Origin of the sequence: Microbacterium hydrocarbonoxydans, from assembly GCF_023715885.1 — a bacterium.
In the GTDB taxonomy this organism is placed as follows: Bacteria; Actinomycetota; Actinomycetes; order Actinomycetales; family Microbacteriaceae; genus Microbacterium; species Microbacterium hydrocarbonoxydans_C.
On the sequence record NZ_JAMBOY010000001.1, the window covers coordinates 283,638 to 303,283 of the forward strand.

Sequence of the window (19,646 nt, forward strand, 5' to 3'; positions counted from 1 at the left end):
ACCGCGCCGAGAACAGGACATACGCCCGAGATCAGGAGGATTCGCGCAGAATTCACCTGATCTCGGGCGTTGTTCCTGATCTCGGGCCAGGCATCCGCCGCCGGACTCAGCCGCGCATGGCGACGCCGCGGCGCCAGTAGCCCATGAAGGCCACCTGCCCGCGGTCGATCCCGAGGTCCTTCACGAGGTGGCGGCGCAGGGTGGTCACGACGCCGCTCTCCCCGGCGATCCAGAAGTACCGCTCGGCCGGGGCCTCCGCCACCGCGATCTCCTCCCCGAGTCCGGAGTAGTCGGGGGTCTCCCACAGCAGATCCTCGGACTCGATGTCGGTCACGTCGACGTCGTCGCCGGCATCGGCGTCGCCGAGGTACTCGAGCACCGCCGGGATCAACTGCAGACCGTGGGCCTGCTCGTCCGTGCGGGGCAGCCACCGCACCTCGAAGCCCGCTGGCGCGTCGATGGCGAGCACGTCGTGCTCGGACGGCACCTCGATGAACGCACAGCCACGAAGGTCACGCGGAGCGTCTTCGAGGATCCGCGCGATGGCCGGCGCGGCCGTCTCATCGCCCGCGAGCACGACGGATGCTGCGGTGCCCGGCTCGAACTCCGCTCCCCCGTGCGCGGAGGCGGGGATGCCGCGCCGCGGCCCGACGATGAACAGCTCCTGTCCGACTGCGGCCGCGTCGGCCCACCGCGACGCGGGTCCGGAGAGCCCGGGCGCGAGGTGCAGTACGAAATCGACGTCGAGCTCGGTGCCGGCATCCGTCACCCGCAGCTCGCGCACCGAGTACGTGCGCATCGAGCCGCGCTCGTCCTCAGGTACGGCCAGGTACGAGGCCCACCAGTTGTCGGTGTCGCGGTCGAGGTCGGGCAGGACACCGGATGCCGGGGGGAAGACGATCTTGATGCGCGAGTCGAACACGTCCCCCGGGGTTCCGAACTCGAACAGCTCGTGACCGCCGAAGGTCACGCGCACGAAGTTCGGCGAGACGCGGTCGACCGCACGCACCTCGGCGCGCGCCAGCACGTAGGTGGGACGCTCGGTGGTGGTCTCAGCGGACATGGTGCCTCCCGATCGGCGTGACCATCGGCTTTCCTGATACCGGGTCTGTGGTGATCTGATTCGCGAGGCCGAAGACCTCTTCGACGTGCTCGGCCGTGACGACCTCCTGCGGCGTGCCCGTGACGTGCACGCGGCCGTCCTTCATCGCCACGAGCTCGTCGGAGTAGCGGGCGGCGAGGTTCAGGTCGTGCAGCACCATCACGATGGTCGTGCCGCGCGAGACGCTGAGGTCGGTGAGCAGGTCGAGCACCTCGACCTGGTGCGCGACGTCGAGGAACGTGGTCGGCTCGTCGAGCAGCAGGATGTCGGTCTCCTGGGCGAGGGCCATCGCGATCCACACGCGCTGACGCTGCCCGCCCGACAGCTCGTCGACGCTGCGGTCGGCGAGCTCGGTGGTGCCGGTGGCCGCGAGGGCATCCGCCACGACCTCGTAGTCGTGTGTGCTCCACCGCGACAGCATCTTCTGATGCGGATGCCGACCGCGACCCACCAGGTCGGCCACCGCGATGCCCTCGGGCGCGACGGGCGACTGGGGCAGCAGACCAAGGATGCGCGCGACCTCCTTGGTCGGTCGGGCGTGCACCGACTTTCCGTCGAGCACGATCTGACCGTCAGTGGGCGAGAGCAGTCTCGCGAGCGACCGGAGCAGCGTCGACTTGCCGCATCCGTTCGCGCCGACGATCGTCGTGATCCTGCCCGGGGTGATGGCGAGATCGAGCCTCTCGATGATGGTGCGGTCGCCGTAGGCGAGCGTGACGGACTCCGCCGTCAGGGTGTGCGACTCGGTCACAGAGAGCCTCCCGAGCGATTGGTGCGAACGAGCAGGTAGATGAGGTACGGGGCGCCGAGCACGCCGGTGATGACACCCACGGGGTAGCGCTCGCCGAACGCGAACTGGCCGAGCAGGTCGCTGCCGAGAACGAGCACGGCACCGACGAACGCGCTGGGCAGCAGCAGGTTCGCCCCGGGGCCTGTGAGTCGGGCCGCGATCGGCCCCGCCATGAACGCGACGAAGGCGATGGGTCCGGTGGCGGCGGTGGCGAACGCGAGCAGGGCCACGGCGCCGAGGATGCAGAGCACGCGGGTCGTGTTCACCCGCACCCCGAGACCGGACGCCGAGTCGTCGCCGAGCTGCATCGCGCCGAGCGCACGGCCCTGCGCCAGCAGCAGCGGCACGAGCACGAGCGCCGCGATCGCGAGCGGGGCGACGCGCTCCCACGAGGCGTTGTTCAGACTGCCGGTGAGCCACTGCATCGCCGTCTGGATGTCCCACGACGCGGCGCGCGACAGCACGTACGAGATGACGCTCTGCAGCATCAGCGAGACGCCGATACCGATGAGTATCAGCCGCGTTCCGGCGAATCCGCCGCGGATCGACAGCAGGTAGATGGCTCCGGCGGTGAGCAGCGCTCCGCCGAGCGCCATGAGCGAGACGAGCGGACCATCGAGGGACAGCACGATGATGCCGATCACGGCGGCGGCGCCGGCGCCGTTCGAGATGCCGATGATGTCGGGGGAGGCGAGCGGGTTGCGCAGCAGCGTCTGGAACGAGACGCCGGCCATGCCGAATGCGATGCCGGCGAGGATCGCCAGCACGGCCCGAGGCAGGCGGAGCTCCCCGACCGTGAACGAGGCGCCGGGCACGGTCTCGCCGAGGATGACGCGCACGACGGCGTCGAGCGGATAGAACGTGTTGCCGACCATGAGCGCGAGCGCGAACAGCGCGAGCAGCAGCGCGCCGAGGACGATCGTCGCGACGGCGTGGCGGCGGTGCCGGGCGCGACGGCCGGCGATGATCGCGGTGACGCGGTCGCGTGACGTGGTCTGGGCGGGAGCGGTGCGATCCATGGTGCTCACAGCTCACGCACCTTCTGACGGCGGACGATCCAGATGAAGAACGGCGCGCCGATGACCGCGGTGATGATGCCCACCTGGATCTCCTCCGACGACGGCGAGATGACCCGACCGACGATGTCGCTCGCGAGCAGCAGCGCGGCACCCGCCATCGCCGAGAACGGCAGCAGCCAGCGGTGGTCGGTGCCGACGAGCATCCGGCACACGTGCGGGATGACGAGTCCGATGAATCCGATCGGACCGGCGATCGCGGTCGCCGCGCCGGCGAGGATCACGGCGCCGAGCGCCGACACGAGCCGGGTGCGGAAGACGTGCTCGCCGAGCCCCTTGGCCATGTCGTCGCCGAGCGCGAGCGAGTTCATGCCGCGCGCGCTCGCCAGGCAGATGAGTGCGCCGAGCGCGAGCACCGGGGCCGTGAGCGCGATGCGCGGCCACTCCGCACCGCCGACCCCGCCGATCTGCCACGACTGGAAGGCCTGCAGGAGGTCGACGCGCGGCAGCATGACGGCGCTGATGAGAGAGGCGAAAGCCGCCGAGGTAGCCGCTCCGGCGAGGGCGAGCTTGAGCGGGGTCGCTCCACCGCGGCCGAGCGAGCCCACCGTGTACACGAAGGCGGCTGCCAGCGCGGCGCCGGTGATGGCGAGCGCCATCTGTCCGTACGGGTTCGTCATGCCGAGGAAGGCGAGGCCGAGCACCACGGCGAAGGACGCGCCGTTGGAGACTCCGAGAATGCCGGGGTCGGCGACGGGGTTGCGGGTGACGGCCTGCATGGTGGCTCCCGAGAGCGCGAGCGCGGCGCCGACCAGCACGGCGAGCACCGTGCGCGGGATGCGCTTGACGACGGCCGCCTCGGCGATCGTGTCGGCGTGCCCCGAGAACGCTGCGCCGATGTCGTCGAGCGTGACGGCTTTCACCCCGAAGCTGACTGACAGCGCGCACAGCACGAGCAGCACCCCCACTCCGACGAGAAGCCAGAGGGTACGCACCCACGCCGGGCGTCGCAGGTCTGCGATGCCCGGCGCGGGAGCGGTGACAGCGGTCACGAGTCAGAGCGGGGTGGTACCGGCGATCACTGCGCGAGCGGCGCAGCCAGGGCCTCGAAGTACTTCTCGATGCCCCACGGGATGGAGAGCGGCGTCGGGTTCGCCGATGCGGCGAGCGGGGTGGAATCCGGCAGCACGGCCACGCGGCCCTCGGCGATCGCGGGGATCTTCGACAGGAGCGGGTCGCCCTGCAGAAGGGCGAGCGTGGAGTCGTCGCCGTACGTGATGATGAGGTCGACGTCATCGAACTTCGCGGCGTCCTCGGCGCTGACCTGCAGGTAGAACTGGTCGGTGTCGGCGTCCGCCTCGAGCAGGGACGAGAGCGGCATCCCGAGCTCGTTCAGGTAGCCGACGCGGGGGTCGATCGGGGTGTAGTACCCGATCTGGCTGAGGTCGGTCGGGTCGACGAAGAAGAACATCGCCTTCTTGTCCTTGAGGTCGCCCTGCGCCTCGAGGGCGGTCGTCGCCTCGGAGTTCAGCTCTTCGACGAGCGCCTCGCCCTCGTCCTCGAGGCCGAGGGCCTTCGAGTTCATCTCGATCATCTCGTCGACGGTCGTGCCCCAGGGGATGTCGGGGTAGGCGACCACGGGCGCGATCTTGGAGAGGGTGTCGTACTCCTCCTGGGTCAGCGCGGAGTACGAGGCGAGGATGAGGTCGGGCTGCGTGTCGGCCACGGCTTCGAAATCGATGCCGTCGGACTCGTCGAACAGCACGGGAGCCTCTCCGCCCAGCTCGTCGAGCTTCTCCTCGACCCAGGGCAGGATGCCGTTGTCGTCGTCGTCGCCCCACGTCGCCTTGCTCATGCCGACCGGCACGATGCCGAGTGCCAGCGGCACCTCGTGGTTCGCCCAGGCCACCGTCGCGACGCGCTCGGGCTTCTCGGTGATCGTGGTCTCGCCGTAGACGTGCTCGATGGTGACCGGGAAGGCACCGTCGTCGGCCGGGTTGCTCCCGGCGGAGTCGGAGTCGCCACCGGACGGGGTCGAGCAGGCAGCGAGGCCCACGGCGAGAGCCGCGGCGACACCGGCGGCGAGGAGACGGGAGGTGCGCACAGGCGTTCCCTTCGGTTGGAGATGGAGGGTGCGGCGCACGAAGGGGCGCCAGGGCTTTGGTAAGCCTGGCCTAATCTAACAGAAAGTAAGGCGACCCTCATCTCGAGCGTCGACGGAGGAATGCAGAAAGCCGGCCGGATCCGTGCGGATCCGACCGGCTTCAGGAAGTCAGCGCGTGCTCAGAGAGCGCGGATGTTCGCCGCCTGCATGCCCTTGGGGCCACGCTCAGCGTCGAATTCGACCTTCTGGTTCTCGCGGAGCTCCTTGAAACCGGAGCCGGCGATAGCCGAGTAGTGAGCGAAGAGATCTTCCGAACCGTCATCAGGTGCGATGAAGCCGAAGCCCTTCTCCGCGTTGAACCATTTCACAGTGCCAGTGGCCATGTGTTTTCTACTTTCTGTTGATACGGCCGCTGAAGCGACCTGTGCCGCTCCGGATCATCCGGCGCGCACACCTGGTCAACGTATCACGGCGGGATGACCGACGGTCGGGGTGTTCTCACGGTGCAGTACAGCCGCCTCCGTGCGACTCGCCACCCCGAGCTTGCGGAGAACAGCCGACACGTGCACGCTCACGGTCTTCACGCTGATGAACAGCCGCTCCCCGATCTGCCGGTTGCTGAGCCCCTCGGCGATCAGGCCGAGCACCTGAAGCTCGCGCGCGGTGAGCGGGTCGGGGTCGTCGGACTCGATGGTGGCGGCGTGTGGGCCGCCGGCCATGCGGAGCCCGGCGGCACGCCCGAACTCGGCGACCGCGCGCCCGAGGGGCACGTGTCCGAGGCTTTCGGCCGACCGTCGCGCCTCGTCGAGGACGGATGCCGCGGCCACCCGGTCTCCGGTGTCGACCAGCATTCGGGCGAGTTCGAGACGGGTCATGACACGGAACGTCACCGGCACGTCGTCGCCGTCGGCGAGATCGACGGCGACCTGCAGGGCGGGGATCGACGGATCGAGGAACGCCGAGAGGATGCCCCACCAGGCGTCGCCGAGGAGCTGCTCGGGCTGGCCGAGCCAGGCGTCGCGCACCTCGGACACCGCGTCGTCGACCGCCTCGCCCACCGCCCGGAGCTCGGCGATGAGCCACCCCGCTTCGAGCATCAGGCGACGTTCGTGCAGCAGCCTCGGGCCGTCGTCGCGGATCATGGCACGGACCTCGTCGAGCGCGGTCCGCAGGTCTCCCCCGCTCTCGGCGACCGAGAGCCGCATCATGATCTCGTCATACCAGATCTGTCGTTCGTCGACCCCGGCCTCGGCGAACACCGGATGCCACTCGCGCACGATCTCGCCAGCCTCGATGTGGCGGCCGCGCCACGAGAGCACTCGCACCCGCGTCATGGTGGAGTAGGCGTGGAAGATGCGCAGCGTCGCCTGAGCGAGCTCGCGCGCCAGCATCCCCTCGACGCGCTCGATCTCACCCATCTCGAGCAAGGGCACCGCCATGTTCTGCGTCATGATCGCCCCGGTGGTGCGCTCGACGCCGTACTCGCGGGCCCGCTCCATCCCCTCCTCGGCCACACGAACCGCGTCGCGGTAGCGCCCGAGCAGACCCAGCAGGTCGGAGTAGTTGACGCGGTACCTCAGCTCGGCGTTCGTCGTGTTCGCGCGTGCGAGCGCGAGGGCGTACTGCTCATGCGACGCGGCCACCCTGCCCAGATGAGCGAGGGAGGCCGCACGGATGTTCGCCGCGATCGACATCTCCTCGTCGGATCCCGCCGCCCGACCACGGCCCTCCGCGTCGGTCGCGATCTCGATCGCATCGTCGAGACGCCCTGCGACCATGTACCGGCTGCCGAGCTGATTGAGGATCGAGGCGTGCAGCCGATCGTCGTCGACGCGGCCGTCGAGCACCGCGAGCGAGTCCTGCAGCAGCGGCACCGACCCGTTCCGCCCGAGGTTCATCGTGTAATACGCCTTGTCGCGCAGAAGGCGCGCGTGTGTGCGCGGGTCGACGGCCGCGGGGTCGATCTCGGACAGCGCGAGATCGACCACGGTGAGCGCTCGCTCCCCGTCGCCGGCGTTGCGCAGCACCGAACCCAGCGAACGGAGGAACTCCAGGCGCGGCACATCGACGACCGCCTCGGCGTCGGGGACCTGTGCCCACAGGTCGAGCACGAGCTCGCCGAACCGCGCCGCACTCGCGAACGCGAACCGAGCCTTGGCATCGCTCATCGCGGTGATGGCCGCCGCCAGCGCCCGTCGCGGATCCTGCGCGAGCTGCCAATGGTAGGCGAGAGCAGCGGCTTCGCCGCTCGCCGCCCCGGCACCCTGCTGCTCCATGAGTTCCGCGTACGCACGGTGCAGCCGGGCGCGCTCTCCCGGCAACAGGTCGTCATGAACGGCCTCGCGCAGCAGTGCGTGACGGAAGCGGTACTCGTCGTCGGCCACGATCAGGATGCCGCTCTGCGTCGCCTCGCGGATCGCGTCGTCGAGCCTGCCGTCGGCGAGCCCGGCGAGCGCGGCGATGGCAGGATCACTCAGCGCGCGATCGGCACCCGAGGCCACCTGCACCACGCGCCGCGCCTCGGGGCCGAGACGGTCGAAGCGGGCGAGCAGCAGGTCGCGCAGAGTGCCGGGGAGCGGGCCGGCCGAGCATCCCGCGATCTCTTCGATGAAGAAGGGCACTCCCTCGGCCCGCGATTGGATGCGCTCGATCGCGGCATCGCTCAGCGGCTGACCCGTGATCGCCTCGGCGAGCTCGCGCGCCGCATCGGTGTCGAGACGGTCGACCTGAACGCGGTCGAGCAGGCGCGCCCGCGTCGACTCGCCGATGAAGGAGCTCACCGCATCCCCACGACGGACGTCGTCGCTGCGGCACGACAGCAGCAGCATGATGCGTCCGCGCGACAGCGTGCGCAGCAGGAAGGCGAGGATCGCGAGCGTCGAATCGTCGGCCCAGTGCAGGTCTTCGACGATCAGCACCTGCGGGGTGCGCTCGGCCGCGATCTCGATGAGCGCGGCGATCGCATCGCGCACCCGGTCGGGGCTCGTCTGGCTGCGCTCGGTGGGATTCAGCTCGGGCAGCAGCATGCCGAGGGCCTCGGCGCCGACGCCCAGCTGCTCGCGAACGCTCTCGGACCCCAGCTGCGACACGATCGAGCGCAGCATGCCGACGAGCGGCCCGAACGGCGTGCGCGACGCCCCGAGGTCGAGGCACCATCCGACGTGCACATCGGCGCGGTTCGCGACGTCGGAGGCGAACTCGCGCAGCAGACGCGACTTGCCGATGCCCGCTTCGCCCTCCACGAGCAGAGCCACCGGGGCGCCCTCGAGCGAGCGTTCGAAGACCGCGCGCACGACCTGCGATTCGGCCTCACGGCCGACCATCGCGGTGCTCGGAGCGGACGGGGGCATGGACTCATCGTGCCACTGCCCTCCGACATCCGGCAGGGCCGCTGCCGTCGGCAGAGGCTCGGTCGGCGTCACCGCGCGGGCGCGGGCTCGCAGGGCGTCGCGCGGCGGCCGGCGACCGCATCCTTCGCGCCCTGGTTCGATGCTGCGGAGCCGCGCAGCACCCGCCCCATCAACCGGCGCAGCGGACCCGCAGGCCGGGGGACGATCTGGTCGGCGTGCTCGGCGAGGAAGCGGCGACGCTCGGCGGCGCGTTCCAACTCGCGCCGGTCGAACTCGGTGACCTGGTAGCTGAGGTACGGGTGCTCGTACATGACATCTCCTCTGTCGGGATGTCCCTACACTCCGCTCTGAGGCGCCCCCTCGACATCGGGAGGATGCCCTATCTTCGCGGCGACCGATCCCTAGGCGTCGGCGGAGGCCGCAGAGGCCGCGAGCGCCCGCACGCGACGAAGCCCGGAGGCAGCCGATGCTGCCGTCCGGGCCTCGTCACCTGGGGTGTGTCAGGCGTCCACGTCGCCGCGCCAGGCGCCGGTCTCGGCGCCGCGCTTCTCGATGAACTCCTTGAAGTTCTTGAGGTCCTTCTTCACGGCGTGCGATCCGGCGCCGACGAGGGAGCCGACCTTCTCGAGCAGGCCTTCCGGCTCCCAGTCGATCTGCACGGTGACGCGCGTCGTCAGGTCCTCGAGCTTGTGGAACGTCACGACGCCCGCGTGCTCGGTGTCGCCGCCCGTGCTCTTCCACGCGACGCGCTCGTCGGGGTGCTGCTCGGTGATCTCGGCGTCGAACTCGCGCGTCGCGCCGCCGACGTTCACCTTCCAGCGATTGTGCGTGTCGTCGATCTGCACGATCGACTCGACCTCGTCGAGGAACTCCGGGAAGCTCTCGAACTGGGTCCACTGGTTGTAGGCGACGTCGACGGGGACGTGGACGTCGATGGTCTCGATGATCTGCGCCATGTGATGCTCCTCACTGATTCGACTTGAGTTCCGTTGCTCTATTCGACGCCCTCACGCCCTCGGATGCGAAGGGGTTGACAGGGTGCGGGGGAAGAGCGCAAGGGGCCGGATGCCGCTGCTGCCGCGAGTAGCGTGGGAGCATGCGCATCCCCGCCGCGATCCGCGCCTCGAAGCGCTCCCCGCTGCTGCAGGTGGTCAAGTCCGCCGCCGCGACGATCGCGGCCTGGCTGCTCGCGGGATGGGTCGTGCCCGGGCAGCTGCCCGTCTTCGCCGCGATCGCCGCCCTGCTCGTCGTGCAGCCGAGCATCAACCAGTCGCTGTCGAAGGCCCTCGAACGCAGCATCGGGGTGATCGTCGGCGTCGTGATCGCGGTCGCCCTCGGTCTGCTGCTGGGCTCCCCCAGCTGGATCGTGCTGCTCGCGATCGTCGTCGCCATGCTCGTGGCGTGGGTCTTCCGCGCGACGCCGGGCACCGGCAATCAGGTCGCGATCTCGGCGATGCTCGTGCTGGCTCTCGGGTCGACTCCCGACTACGCCCTCGCGCGGATCTTCGAGACCCTCATCGGCGTGGCCATCGGCATCGTCGTGAACGCGCTCATCGTTCCGCCGGTGCTCGTCGCCCCCGCCAAGCGAGACCTCGGACTGCTCGGCGGGGAACTCGCCGCGAGCCTCGACCGCCTCGCCGACGCCCTGCCCGAGCCGCAGTCACCCGCTCAGCTGCAGGAGCTCATGCTCGAGGTCCGACTGCTGCGACCGATGCGCGATGCGGCCGAGGCATCGATCGCCGCCGGCGAGGAATCGCTGACCCTCAACCCGCGCCGTTCGACGCACCGGGCCGACCTCGCCGAGATGCGGGCGCTGCTCGACAGGCTCACCCCGATCGTCACGCAGACCATCGGCATGACCCGGGCGTACTTCGACCACTACGACGACTCGATCGGCGAAGAGCCGGCGGTCGCCGCGATCGCCGATCAGCTGCGGCGGGCAGGGCACGACGTCCGCCTCGCGGTGCAGATCGCCGACGTCGCACGGGAGCCCGAGGCTCTGACCTCGACGATCCCGGCGCTCACGTCACCCCTCGTCATCCGCCCGCCGTCGTCGGCGCACTGGATCCTCATCGGCTCGCTGATGGAGGACCTGCGCCGCATCCGCGGCGAGCTCGTCGACGAGGACTGAGCGCGGTTCAGTCCCGCTCGGCCTCGACGTCGCTGCTGTGCCGACCGTCGTCGTCGCCGTCCGAGGGAAGCTCTCGGGGCGGGTCGCTCTTGTTGTCCTCGGTGCCGAGGTTGTCGTTCTCCTCCGCCCCGGGTGACGGCTCGGAGCTGATGTCGGTGCGGTCGGTGTCGATGCCGTCGTTCTCGGTGCCCATGATCGGTCCTCTCGGTCGGGTCGATGTTCGTGAGACATTATCGGTACCGCCGCGAGAGGGCAGCGGTCTTGACAAGCCCTGCTGCGCGGCCTCGCGCCCTCCTGCGCGACCTCACGCCCTACCCTGGAAGCATGTCGGAGATGACCGTCGACGCCGCGCTGGCTGAGCTCGCGGCACTCGAAGACCCCAAGATGCGCGCAGCGAACGAGAAGCGCGGCGACGACCACGGGATCAATCTCAGTCGGATGCGCGCACTCGCGAAACGCATCAAGACCGATCATCCGCTCGCCCTGAAGCTCTGGTCGACGGGGGACACGGCGGCGCGCTTGCTGGCGCTGCTGATCTGCACGCCGCGGTCTTTCACGCCCGACGAGCTCGACGCGATGCTGCGCCAGACGCAGCCCCCGAAGGTCAACGATTGGTTCGTCAACTACGTCGCGAAGAAGACGCCGCTTGCCGAGGAGATGCGGATGCGGTGGTTCGACGACGCCGACCCGACGGTGGCCGCGGCGGCGTGGGCGCTGACGACCGTGCGCGTGCAGAAGGATGCCGCAGGGCTCGACCTGCCTCACCTGCTCGACGTGATCGAACGCGATCTGCGCGACGCCCCCGCGCGCTTGCAGTGGTCTATGAACGAGACGCTCGCGAACATCGGCATCTTCCATCCGGAGCTGCGCGCCAGGGCGCGTGACATCGGCGAGCGACTCCGGGTGCTCGCCGACTATCCGACCGCTCCGGGGTGCACGTCTCCCTTCGCGCCGATCTGGATAGACGAGATCGTGCGGAGGCGCGAGGGCTGAGCACCCTCCCCTGCCGAGCCACCCCGTTTCGCGCGAGCCACCCCTCTTCTGTGTGGCCGTGAAGGGGTGGGTGGCGCGGAAAGGGGTGGGTCGGCGCGAATACGCTGGACTGATGAGCACGCACATCGCCGCAGAGCCCGGTCAGATCGCCCCCGTCGTCCTCTTTCCCGGCGACCCGCTGCGGGCGAAGTGGATCGCGGAGACGTTCCTCGAGGACGCCGAGCTGTACTCCGAGACCCGCGGGATGCTGGGATTCACCGGCACCTGGGAGGGGCACCGCGTCTCGGTGCAGGGGTCGGGCATGGGCCAGCCGTCGATGGCGATCTACGCGAACGAGCTGTTCTCGGATTACGACGTGCAGACGATCGTGCGCGTCGGGTCGTGCGGGGCGCTGACCGAGAAGCTCGCGGTGCGCGACATCATCATCGCCAACGGCGCCTGCACGGACTCCGGGATCAACCGGGTGCGTTTCCACGGCCTGGTCTACGCGCCCGTCGCCGACTTCGGCCTGCTGCGCGCGGCGGTCGAGGCGAGCGAGTCCGAGCAGATCGACTCGGCCGTGCATGTGGGACTGCTCTTCTCGAGCGACCAGTTCTACAGCACCCGCCCCGAGCTCACGGAGCCCTTCGTGAAGCACGGGGTGCTCGGCGTCGAGATGGAGGCCGCCGGCCTGTACACGCTCGCCGCATACTACGAGCGCCGCGCTCTCGCGATCTGCACGGTCTCGGACCACATCGTCACGGGCGAGGAGACCACCGCGCAGGAGCGCGAGCAGACGTTCGGCGACATGATCCGCATCGCGCTGCGCGCCGCGACGTCGGTCTGACCTCCCCTCCTCTGCGCAGGAGATCTCTCGATATGAAGGACCAGTTCCGGCATCCTCTCCTTCGTTGCGTGAGATCTCCTTCGAAACGGTCGGCGCGCGCGTCCGCAGGGGGATGAAAGGATCGGAGGATGCTCCTCGATCCGACGACCTTGACCGACGGCTCCGACGCGGACGCCGTCTACACGGCGTTCGTCGACTGGGTCGAGTCGACCGGCATCAGCCTCTACCCGGCGCAAGACGAAGCGCTGATCGAGATCGTCTCGGGCAACAACCTGATCCTCTCGACGCCCACCGGCACCGGCAAGTCGCTCGTCGCGGTCGGCGCGCACTTCGCCGCCCTGGTCACCGGGCGGCGCTCCTATTACACGGCGCCGATCAAGGCACTCGTGAGCGAGAAGTTCTTCGCGCTCGTCGACGTCTTCGGCGCGGCGAACGTCGGCATGATCACCGGCGACTCGTCGGTGAACCCCGACGCGCCGATCATCTGCTGCACGGCCGAGATCCTGGCGAACCTCGCCCTTCGCCAGGGGCCGGATGCCGCGGTGCAGCAGGTCGTGATGGACGAGTTCCACTTCTACGCCGACCCCGACCGCGGCTGGGCGTGGCAGGTGCCGCTGCTCGAGCTGCCGCAGGCGCAGTTCATCCTCATGTCGGCGACCCTCGGCGACGTCACGCAGCTCGCGTCCGACCTCACCCGGCGCACCGGCCGCGAGACGGCATCCGTCACCGGCGTCGAACGACCGGTTCCGCTGCACTTCTTCTATGAGACGACGCCGATCCACGAGACGATCGACGACCTGCTGGGCACCGGGCAGGCCCCGATCTACGTCGTCCACTTCTCGCAGGCCTCGGCGATGGAGCGCGCGCAGGCGCTGTCGAGCACGAAGGTCGCCACCCGCGAGCAGCGCGACGAGATCGCCGCGCTCATCGGGGGATTCCGCTTCACGACGGCGTTCGGCAAGACGCTCTCGAGATTCCTCAGGGCGGGCATCGGCGTACACCACGCCGGGATGCTGCCGAAGTACCGCCGCCTCGTGGAACAGCTCGCGCAGCGCGGTCTGCTGCGCGTGATCTGCGGCACCGACACCCTCGGCGTCGGCATCAACGTGCCGATCCGCACCGTGCTGCTCACGGCCTTGACGAAGTTCGACGGCACTCGGATGCGGCAGCTCAACGCGCGCGAGTTCCACCAGATCGCGGGGCGCGCCGGTCGCGCCGGATACGACACGGCCGGCACCGTCGTCGCTCAGGCACCCGAGCACGAGACCGAGAACATCGCAGCCGTCAAGAAGGCCGGCGACGACCCCAAGAAGAAGCGCAAGATCATCCGCAAGAAGGCACCGGACGGATTCGTGTCGTGGGGCGAGCCGTCGTTCCGCAAGCTGATCGATGCGGAGCCCGAGACGCTGACCTCGCACATGCAGATCACGAGCGCCATGATGCTGAACGTGATCGCCCGCGGCGGCGACGTCTTCGAGAACATGCGCGCGCTGGTGTACGACAACCACGAACCGCGGACGAGGCAGCGCGAGCTCGCTCGGCGCGCGATCGGCATCTATCGCACCCTCCTCGAGTCCGGGGTCGTGGAGCGGACGGATGCCGGCGACATCCGCCTCACGGTCGACCTGCAGCCGAACTTCGCCCTCAACCAGCCGCTCTCCCCGTTCGCCCTCGCGGCGTTCGAACTGCTCGACCCCGACCCCGCCGCGGGCACGGGGACCGGCTCGTACGCACTCGACATGATCTCGATCGTCGAGGCGACCCTCGACGACCCGCGGGCCGTGTTGAGCCAGCAGGAGTTCCTCGCCCGCGGCGACGCAGTGGCCGCGATGAAGCGCGAGGGCATCGAGTACGAGGAGCGGATGGAGCTGCTGGAAGAGATCACGTATCCGAAGCCGTTGGACGAACTCCTGACGGCGGCTTTCGAGACGTACAGCTCCGCGCAGCCGTGGATCCGCGACTTCGAACTGCATCCGAAGTCCGTCGTGCGCGACATGTACGAGCGAGCCATGTCGTTCGGCGAGTACGTCGCCGAGTACAAGATCGCCCGGTCCGAGGGAGTCGTGCTGCGCTACCTCTCCGACGCCTACCGCGCCGCCTCGCAGACCATTCCCGAGGAGCTCAAAGACGAGGATCTGCGCGACCTGATCGAATGGCTGGGCGAGCTGGTGCGCCAGGTCGACTCCAGCCTGCTCGACGAGTGGGAGGAGCTCGTGGCCGGTGTGCCGCAGGACCACGACGACGAGCCCATCGTACCGCCCGCGCCGAAGCGCCTGACCGCGAATGTGCGCGCCTTCCGCATCCTCGTGCGCAACGAGCTGTTCCGTCGAGTGCAGCTCGCGGCCCGCGAGGACGTCGCCGCACTCGGCGAGCTCGACCCCGGCTTCGGCGCCGACGCGTGGTCGGACGCCCTCGACGGGTACTTCGCCGATCACGACGAGATCCTCACCGGGCCGAACGCGCGCAGCTCTCAGCTGCTCCTCCTCACCGAGGGCGCGACCGAGTGGACCGTGCGTCAGATCGTCGACGACCCGGCGGGCGATCACGACTGGGGCATCTCGGCGACCGTCGACCTCGCCGCCTCCGACCAGGAGGGCGCGGCCGTCGTCACCGTGACGGCCGTCGACCGCCTGTGATTTCGCTTTACAACTTTGACGAATCGCCGTAGGCTCATGTGACAACTTTTACGGAGGATCTATGGCTACCGAGCCTCGGTCCGCGGATGCCCGTCGTGTCGTGCCGAGCACGGCATCACCCGCAGAAGCGGCTGCCAGAGTGATCATCCGGCGCGCGCGCCTCGGCGGCACGAGCGGGTCCGGGAACGACATCGAGGTGGAAGTCGACGGGTTCGCCGTATCTCCCTTCAAAGCCGACCTGATCGCGCAGATCAGCGGTGCGCTCCTGGCCGTTCCGGACGATCAGCTCCGCCGCGACTCGGAGGAGTCGGCAGAGGAGGCAGCGGACCGTTTCATCGCGTCCAGACGCGTGCGCAATGAGTGGGACGAAACGATCGGCCCGTTCTACGAGACCGGTGCTCTGGTGCGATGGTTGAAGAAGAAGCACCGGATGAACGTTCAGCATCAGATCGACCGCAGGGAGATCCTCGCGGTGAAGAGCGGCCGTACGCTCCTGTACCCGACCTTTCAGTTCGATCCGTCCGGACAGCCTCTCCCCGGCCTCCCTCGGGTGCTCGCTGTGCTCGGGCAGTACATCACGGACCCGTGGGACCAGGCGCTCTGGCTGAATTCTCCGGTCGACGGCGGCGACGGGTCGACAGCGGCGACGGAGCTGCGGGCGGGGCGCGTCGACGATGTCGTCCGTATGGCGCAGGAGGACGTTGCCCGGTGGTCGCTGTGACGGCGGCATCCGACGACCCGCTCGACGATCGCGCTCGACTCGCTCAGCGCGCGCCCGGTCCCGACATCGATCTGAGCGGCTTCCCCGAGAGCACTCTCTCCGGGACCGGGGCACTGTACCGCGCGCACGGCGTCCGCAACGATCCGTGGTGGTTCACGAGCGCGGGTTCGGGAAGATTCGATCTGTCCGCGCCTCGCGGGACCTGCTACGCCGCGGACGGCACCGCCGTGGCCGTCCGCGAGAGACTCGGCCGCCACTACGCCGGCGGGGGAGTCGCGCCCGCCGGCCTCGTCGATGACACCGTCGTGACGGAGGTCACTCCGCGAGCGGGTCGCGCGGCTGAGCTCGAGCATCCGGATGTCGCTGACTACCCCGTGACCGGCGAGCTCACGACCATGTCCGATTACGGCATCCCTCAAGCGTGGGCCGCGGCGTTCGACGAGGCGGGATTCGACGCGATCCACTACCGCGGGCGACTGTCGCATTCGTACGGGGTGTGCTGCTGGGCGCTGTTCGACGACGCAGGAGCGAAGGCGTATCCGACGGGCGCGACGATCGGGGGTCGCGATGCCTGCGCGGTGGCCGGGATCCGGGTCATGCCTCCCCCGCCGACCGACGCGACCACGCTGAGCGTCGTCACCCCGCCAGGGTGACGACGCTCAGCAGAAGGACTCGACGCCGCCCCATCCGCCGAGCCAGGCCTCGACCCGCGGATCGGGTCGCAGCGCGAGGATGCCGTCGACCGGCATCTTCTCGGTCTCGAACCCGCCCTCGGCACCCCAGCGCGCTGCGCGCCGCGTCGCGCGACGGGAGCGCAGAGACCCGAGCGACGAGCCGTCCTCGTCGAGGAGGTCGACCGAGCCGACGCGCCCCGAGCCCAGACGCGTGACGAGATCCACGACCCACGCGGGGTCCAGGACGACGACGGGGCGAGGCATCTCCCAGACGACACGGGCGTCGACGTCTCCCGCCGACACGGTCACGCGAGGATCCTCGACGAGCTCGGCGGGCACCTGTTCCACCACCAGCCTCGCGCGAGGGAACGCCGCGAACAGCGAATCCGCGGTGATGAACAGCGCGGCGGCCGAGTGCTCGCCGGGCAGGCGTACGACGAGATCGGCGTCTCCCGGCCACAGCGCGCGCGGCGCGGAGCCGGGCACGGGGATCGACGACTGCAGCCGCAGGGTCTGGGCGTTGGCGCGGTCCATCCCCGACCCGTCGCGGTCGGCCCACTCGGGACCGTCGTGCCAGGCCACGGCGTCCGGCACGTGCGCGAGCACCGCGCCCGCCTGCCACATGCGGTGCGCCCACTCCCAGTCCTCGCCGCCGTACGTCGTGAACGTCTCGTCGAATCCCCCGACCTCGTCGAACATGCGCCGCGAGCAGCCCATGACCGCGCCGATCACGAATCGGTACGAGCGGTCGTCGGCATCCAGCAGGTCGCGGCTCCGCGCATACTCCTCGGCCAGCCACCCTGGTTCTGCCAGCTCGCGGCCTGCGGCGGCTTTCACGACCGGGGTATCCGGCGCGATACCCGTGAAGTCTGCGTGACGACGACGCCCGACCACGACCGCCTCGGGCAGCAGAGCCGGCAGCCGCGTGAGCGCGCGCACGTATCCGGGTTCCGGCGACGTGTCGGCATCGAGGAAGCACAGCACATCCCCGCTGCTGGCCCGGACGCCGAGATTGCGCACGGCGGCGAGCCGGAATCCGCGATCCTCCTGCCGGACGAGGGTCACGCCATCGGGCACGTCGACATCGCCGGGCGAGCCGTCATCCGCCACCACGATCTCGAGCAGCTCGCGCGGATAGTCCTGGGCGGCGAGCGCCTGCAGAGTGCGGGCGAGCTCGCCGCGCTGGTCGTAGTGCGAGATGATCACCGAGACGCGCGGCAGCGGTTCGGGCACGACGCCGTCCACGGCATCCCACCCGTTGCCGACGACCCACGATGCCGTCACGAGCCCTGTCCGCCCCACAGGCGCAGGTACGCGTCCGCGGCATCCGCCTGCGAATGCGGCAGCTCTGCGAGTCCGTGCCATGTGGTGCGCAGGTCGGCCGCGGCATCCCGAAGGGCACCGGCGAGCCCTGTCTCGTCGACCGCGGTCAGGGTCCCCGGGCGCAGGGCGGCCATCTCGTCGATGTAGCGGTTGCGAACGGCGACCGGACGTCGACCCCAGCCGATCCACGAGGCCAGGGAACCGGATGCCGAGATGTGCCGATGCGCGATCACCGGCACCGACACGGCGCGTCCGCGACGGGCGATCTCCTCGTCGTCCAGCCACCCGGTGACCTCGACCTCGACACCGAGATCGGCGGCGCGTCGGACGAACGTCTCGAGCTCGCCGGCGTGACCGTCGGAGGCTCGCCCGAGCACGGTGAGCCTCCGCATGCCGGCCGCGGCCGCGGCAGCCGCCGCCTCGTCGTGTCCCTTGCCCGGGTAGAAGTAGCCGAGGACGCCGACCGATCCGTCGGGACGCGGCCGCTCGGCATCCGTTCCGAGTTCGACCGGCAGCGGGATGGCGGATGCCGGCCCCGACCACACGTCCTCCTCGCGGAGCAGTGCCTGCTCGTGCGCGCTGTTCACGACGATCGCCTGAGCGGCAGCCGCGACGAGGGCGTACGCGGCGCGACGCCGCGGACGGTTCTGCTCGCCGTCGGATTTCTGCGGCACATCGTGCAGGGTGACGCTCAGCCGCAGCCGCGTGGCGAGCTCGGCGAACGTCCGCGACGCCTCTTCCGGGGAATCGCCCCAGAGCCGGTCGGTGAAGTGCGCGTGCACGGCGGTTCCGTCTGGCACGTGAGCGAGACCCGCCGGATCGACCGTCCGCACATCGGCGAGGCCGCCGATCACTGACGCCAGGTCGCGACCGTAGACGGCGACGCCGTGCTCGCCGGGGTGGATGAGCAGCAGAGGCGCGCGGCTCATGCGGCGCGCCAGATCGCCAGCAGCGGAGCGAGGCGGTCGACCGCCGCCGCGACGAACTCGGGATGGGCGGCGTACCAGGCGGTGTGAGCCTCGCGCACCTCCGTGTCGGCGAGCGCCTCCCCCTCGACGATCCACTCCGCGCGCGGCTCGTCGGGCAGGTCCCACGCCTCGACGACCTCGGCAGCGAGCGGCGCCCGCACCGCGTCGAGCAACGGCCGCCCTGGGTCGACGGGCCCGTCCGTGTCGCCCAGCACATCGAGCACGCGGGCCGCGAGCGGGAGCCAGACCGCGTTCCCGGGGTGGTTCACCGTGCGCGCGTGATCGGCGGTGACGGTGTCGAAGAGGTCGGATACCCGAACGTCGGCGGTCGCTTCACGAGCGCGGAGGGTGTCGACCGAGGACCGACCGATCGCCCGCACCGCCTCCGGCGTGATCGACGAGGACACCGGGATGCCGGCGGCCGCCGCGAGGGTGCGGATGTCGTGATACGCCACGACGGGGGGCTCCTCCTCGACACCGGGAACGCGGATGGCCGCCTGGAACGGATGCAGGCCGGCGAAACGGACGGGTGGCACCGTGAGCACCCGCGCCGGTGTCGCGGCGGCGACCTGCCTCGTGCCGAGGGGGAGGTCGTGGTAGTCGTCGCGCACGGGCTGCGTGACGACGGTGTGCGCGACGGGGACGAGCTCGTGCAGACGCCGGGCGTCCTCCTCGGTCATCTCGTGCACCGGGGGAACGCGGATGAACCGTCGCTCGGGGGTGTCCATCACGAGCCGCAGCGATTCGGCCTGGCAGTTGCCCAGAACGACGCCGAAAGTCTCAGGGAGAGCGGCGAGACCGTAGAACTCCCCGTAGTGCCGACGGCGTCCTAGCACCGCCGACACTGCGGGCGCAACGGTCGTGACGTCGGGGGAAGGGTGGTTCATGCTTCGAACGTATACCTCCCCCTTTCCCTCCTTAACCCCGTTGCATTTCGGCGCTTCCGCCCCTGCGATTTGTGAATTCAGAGCGCTCAGACATGCAAGGAAGACTCCCATCGCTACAGCCTCAG

The 19,646-nt window shown here is 69.8% G+C and carries 19 protein-coding genes; 6 read left to right on the forward strand and 13 right to left on the reverse strand.

From position 1 onward, the window contains the following. Positions 1–106: 106 nt before the first annotated feature. From M3195_RS01250 to M3195_RS01290, 9 genes are all read right to left on the reverse strand, one after another. Positions 107–1,063, reverse strand: coding sequence for a siderophore-interacting protein (locus M3195_RS01250; protein ID WP_251584448.1), 957 nt, complete (start codon positions 1,061–1,063; stop codon positions 107–109). Beyond that, on the reverse strand, positions 1,053–1,853 hold the full coding sequence (locus M3195_RS01255) for an ABC transporter ATP-binding protein (protein WP_251584450.1): 801 nt from the start codon (positions 1,851–1,853) through the stop codon (positions 1,053–1,055). The genes M3195_RS01250 and M3195_RS01255 overlap by 11 nt, the downstream gene beginning before the upstream one ends. Further along, a complete protein-coding gene (locus tag M3195_RS01260) occupies positions 1,850–2,911 on the reverse strand; it encodes a FecCD family ABC transporter permease (RefSeq protein ID WP_251585317.1) in 1,062 nt (353 codons plus the stop codon). The genes M3195_RS01255 and M3195_RS01260 overlap by 4 nt, the downstream gene beginning before the upstream one ends. Positions 2,912–2,916: 5 nt before the next feature. After that, complete coding sequence (locus M3195_RS01265) at positions 2,917–3,960, reverse strand: FecCD family ABC transporter permease (protein ID WP_251584452.1); 1,044 nt, start codon at positions 3,958–3,960, stop codon at positions 2,917–2,919. Between the two features lie 26 nt (positions 3,961–3,986). Further along, positions 3,987–5,012 (reverse strand): iron-siderophore ABC transporter substrate-binding protein, encoded by a 1,026-nt coding sequence (locus M3195_RS01270; protein WP_251584454.1) that lies wholly within the window; start codon positions 5,010–5,012, stop codon positions 3,987–3,989. A gap of 179 nt (positions 5,013–5,191) precedes the next feature. Continuing rightward, positions 5,192–5,395, reverse strand: coding sequence for a cold-shock protein (locus M3195_RS01275; protein WP_050723174.1), 204 nt, complete (start codon positions 5,393–5,395; stop codon positions 5,192–5,194). A 75-nt stretch (positions 5,396–5,470) separates the two neighbouring features. Next, a complete protein-coding gene (locus tag M3195_RS01280) occupies positions 5,471–8,362 on the reverse strand; it encodes a helix-turn-helix transcriptional regulator (protein ID WP_251584456.1) in 2,892 nt (963 codons plus the stop codon). A gap of 68 nt (positions 8,363–8,430) precedes the next feature. Then, the gene (locus M3195_RS01285; RefSeq protein ID WP_251584457.1) at positions 8,431–8,673 is read right to left on the reverse strand and encodes a hypothetical protein; all 243 of its coding nucleotides are present in this window, start codon (positions 8,671–8,673) and stop codon (positions 8,431–8,433) included. Between the two features lie 189 nt (positions 8,674–8,862). Then, positions 8,863–9,318 carry an SRPBCC family protein gene (locus tag M3195_RS01290; protein ID WP_096713879.1) on the reverse strand — a complete coding sequence of 152 codons (456 nt, stop codon included), beginning with the start codon at positions 9,316–9,318 and terminating at the stop codon, positions 8,863–8,865. A gap of 140 nt (positions 9,319–9,458) precedes the next feature. Here M3195_RS01290 and M3195_RS01295 point away from each other — a divergent pair, with 140 nt between their 5' ends. Continuing rightward, positions 9,459–10,493 carry an FUSC family protein gene (locus M3195_RS01295; protein ID WP_251584458.1) on the forward strand — a complete coding sequence of 345 codons (1,035 nt, stop codon included), beginning with the start codon at positions 9,459–9,461 and terminating at the stop codon, positions 10,491–10,493. Between the two features lie 7 nt (positions 10,494–10,500). Here the strand turns inward: M3195_RS01295 and M3195_RS01300 are convergent, their stop codons facing one another. Beyond that, positions 10,501–10,686 carry a hypothetical protein gene (locus M3195_RS01300; protein WP_251584459.1) on the reverse strand — a complete coding sequence of 62 codons (186 nt, stop codon included), beginning with the start codon at positions 10,684–10,686 and terminating at the stop codon, positions 10,501–10,503. Between the two features lie 131 nt (positions 10,687–10,817). On the opposite strand from M3195_RS01300, the gene M3195_RS01305 reads away from it, so the two are divergent. From M3195_RS01305 to M3195_RS01325, 5 genes are all read left to right on the forward strand, one after another. Beyond that, on the forward strand, positions 10,818–11,486 hold the full coding sequence (locus M3195_RS01305) for a DNA alkylation repair protein (RefSeq protein ID WP_251584460.1): 669 nt from the start codon (positions 10,818–10,820) through the stop codon (positions 11,484–11,486). A 112-nt stretch (positions 11,487–11,598) separates the two neighbouring features. Further along, the gene (gene deoD / locus M3195_RS01310; RefSeq protein WP_251584461.1) at positions 11,599–12,312 is read left to right on the forward strand and encodes a purine-nucleoside phosphorylase; all 714 of its coding nucleotides are present in this window, start codon (positions 11,599–11,601) and stop codon (positions 12,310–12,312) included. 128 nt (positions 12,313–12,440) lie between these two features. Next, entirely contained in the window at positions 12,441–14,948 is a 2,508-nt protein-coding gene (locus M3195_RS01315; RefSeq protein ID WP_251584462.1) for a DEAD/DEAH box helicase, read from the forward strand. A 61-nt stretch (positions 14,949–15,009) separates the two neighbouring features. Beyond that, a complete protein-coding gene (locus tag M3195_RS01320) occupies positions 15,010–15,669 on the forward strand; it encodes a hypothetical protein (protein WP_251584463.1) in 660 nt (219 codons plus the stop codon). Next, the gene (locus tag M3195_RS01325) at positions 15,657–16,322 is read left to right on the forward strand and encodes an RES family NAD+ phosphorylase (protein ID WP_251584464.1); all 666 of its coding nucleotides are present in this window, start codon (positions 15,657–15,659) and stop codon (positions 16,320–16,322) included. The genes M3195_RS01320 and M3195_RS01325 overlap by 13 nt, the downstream gene beginning before the upstream one ends. A gap of 6 nt (positions 16,323–16,328) precedes the next feature. Here the strand turns inward: M3195_RS01325 and M3195_RS01330 are convergent, their stop codons facing one another. The 3 genes from M3195_RS01330 to M3195_RS01340 are packed head-to-tail and all read right to left on the reverse strand — an operon-like array spanning position 16,329 to position 19,521. Beyond that, positions 16,329–17,627, reverse strand: a complete 1,299-nt coding sequence (locus M3195_RS01330; RefSeq protein WP_251584465.1) for a glycosyltransferase family 2 protein — start codon at positions 17,625–17,627, stop codon at positions 16,329–16,331. After that, on the reverse strand, positions 17,624–18,595 hold the full coding sequence (locus M3195_RS01335; protein ID WP_251584467.1) for a hypothetical protein: 972 nt from the start codon (positions 18,593–18,595) through the stop codon (positions 17,624–17,626). Before M3195_RS01335 ends, M3195_RS01330 begins: the two co-directional genes overlap by 4 nt. Beyond that, positions 18,592–19,521, reverse strand: a complete 930-nt coding sequence (locus M3195_RS01340; RefSeq protein ID WP_251584469.1) for a WcbI family polysaccharide biosynthesis putative acetyltransferase — start codon at positions 19,519–19,521, stop codon at positions 18,592–18,594. The genes M3195_RS01335 and M3195_RS01340 overlap by 4 nt, the downstream gene beginning before the upstream one ends. Positions 19,522–19,646: the final 125 nt, after the last annotated feature.

Excerpts from the sequence above, each read along its gene's own strand:
- M3195_RS01285 (WP_251584457.1), bottom strand. The coding sequence starts at position 8,673 with ATGTACGAGCACCCGTACCTCAGCTACCAGGTCACCGAGTTCGACCGG.
- M3195_RS01340 (WP_251584469.1), bottom strand. The coding sequence starts at position 19,521 with ATGAACCACCCTTCCCCCGACGTCACGACCGTTGCGCCCGCAGTGTCG.
- M3195_RS01295 (WP_251584458.1), top strand. The coding sequence starts at position 9,459 with ATGCGCATCCCCGCCGCGATCCGCGCCTCGAAGCGCTCCCCGCTGCTG.
- M3195_RS01280 (WP_251584456.1), bottom strand. The coding sequence starts at position 8,362 with ATGCCCCCGTCCGCTCCGAGCACCGCGATGGTCGGCCGTGAGGCCGAA.
- M3195_RS01315 (WP_251584462.1), top strand. The coding sequence starts at position 12,441 with ATGCTCCTCGATCCGACGACCTTGACCGACGGCTCCGACGCGGACGCC.
- M3195_RS01275 (WP_050723174.1), bottom strand. The coding sequence starts at position 5,395 with ATGGCCACTGGCACTGTGAAATGGTTCAACGCGGAGAAGGGCTTCGGC.
- M3195_RS01300 (WP_251584459.1), bottom strand. The coding sequence starts at position 10,686 with ATGGGCACCGAGAACGACGGCATCGACACCGACCGCACCGACATCAGC.
- M3195_RS01305 (WP_251584460.1), top strand. The coding sequence starts at position 10,818 with ATGTCGGAGATGACCGTCGACGCCGCGCTGGCTGAGCTCGCGGCACTC.
- M3195_RS01290 (WP_096713879.1), bottom strand. The coding sequence starts at position 9,318 with ATGGCGCAGATCATCGAGACCATCGACGTCCACGTCCCCGTCGACGTC.
- M3195_RS01250 (WP_251584448.1), bottom strand. The coding sequence starts at position 1,063 with ATGTCCGCTGAGACCACCACCGAGCGTCCCACCTACGTGCTGGCGCGC.
- M3195_RS01320 (WP_251584463.1), top strand. The coding sequence starts at position 15,010 with ATGGCTACCGAGCCTCGGTCCGCGGATGCCCGTCGTGTCGTGCCGAGC.
- M3195_RS01260 (WP_251585317.1), bottom strand. The coding sequence starts at position 2,911 with ATGGATCGCACCGCTCCCGCCCAGACCACGTCACGCGACCGCGTCACC.
- M3195_RS01335 (WP_251584467.1), bottom strand. The coding sequence starts at position 18,595 with ATGAGCCGCGCGCCTCTGCTGCTCATCCACCCCGGCGAGCACGGCGTC.
- deoD (WP_251584461.1), top strand. The coding sequence starts at position 11,599 with ATGAGCACGCACATCGCCGCAGAGCCCGGTCAGATCGCCCCCGTCGTC.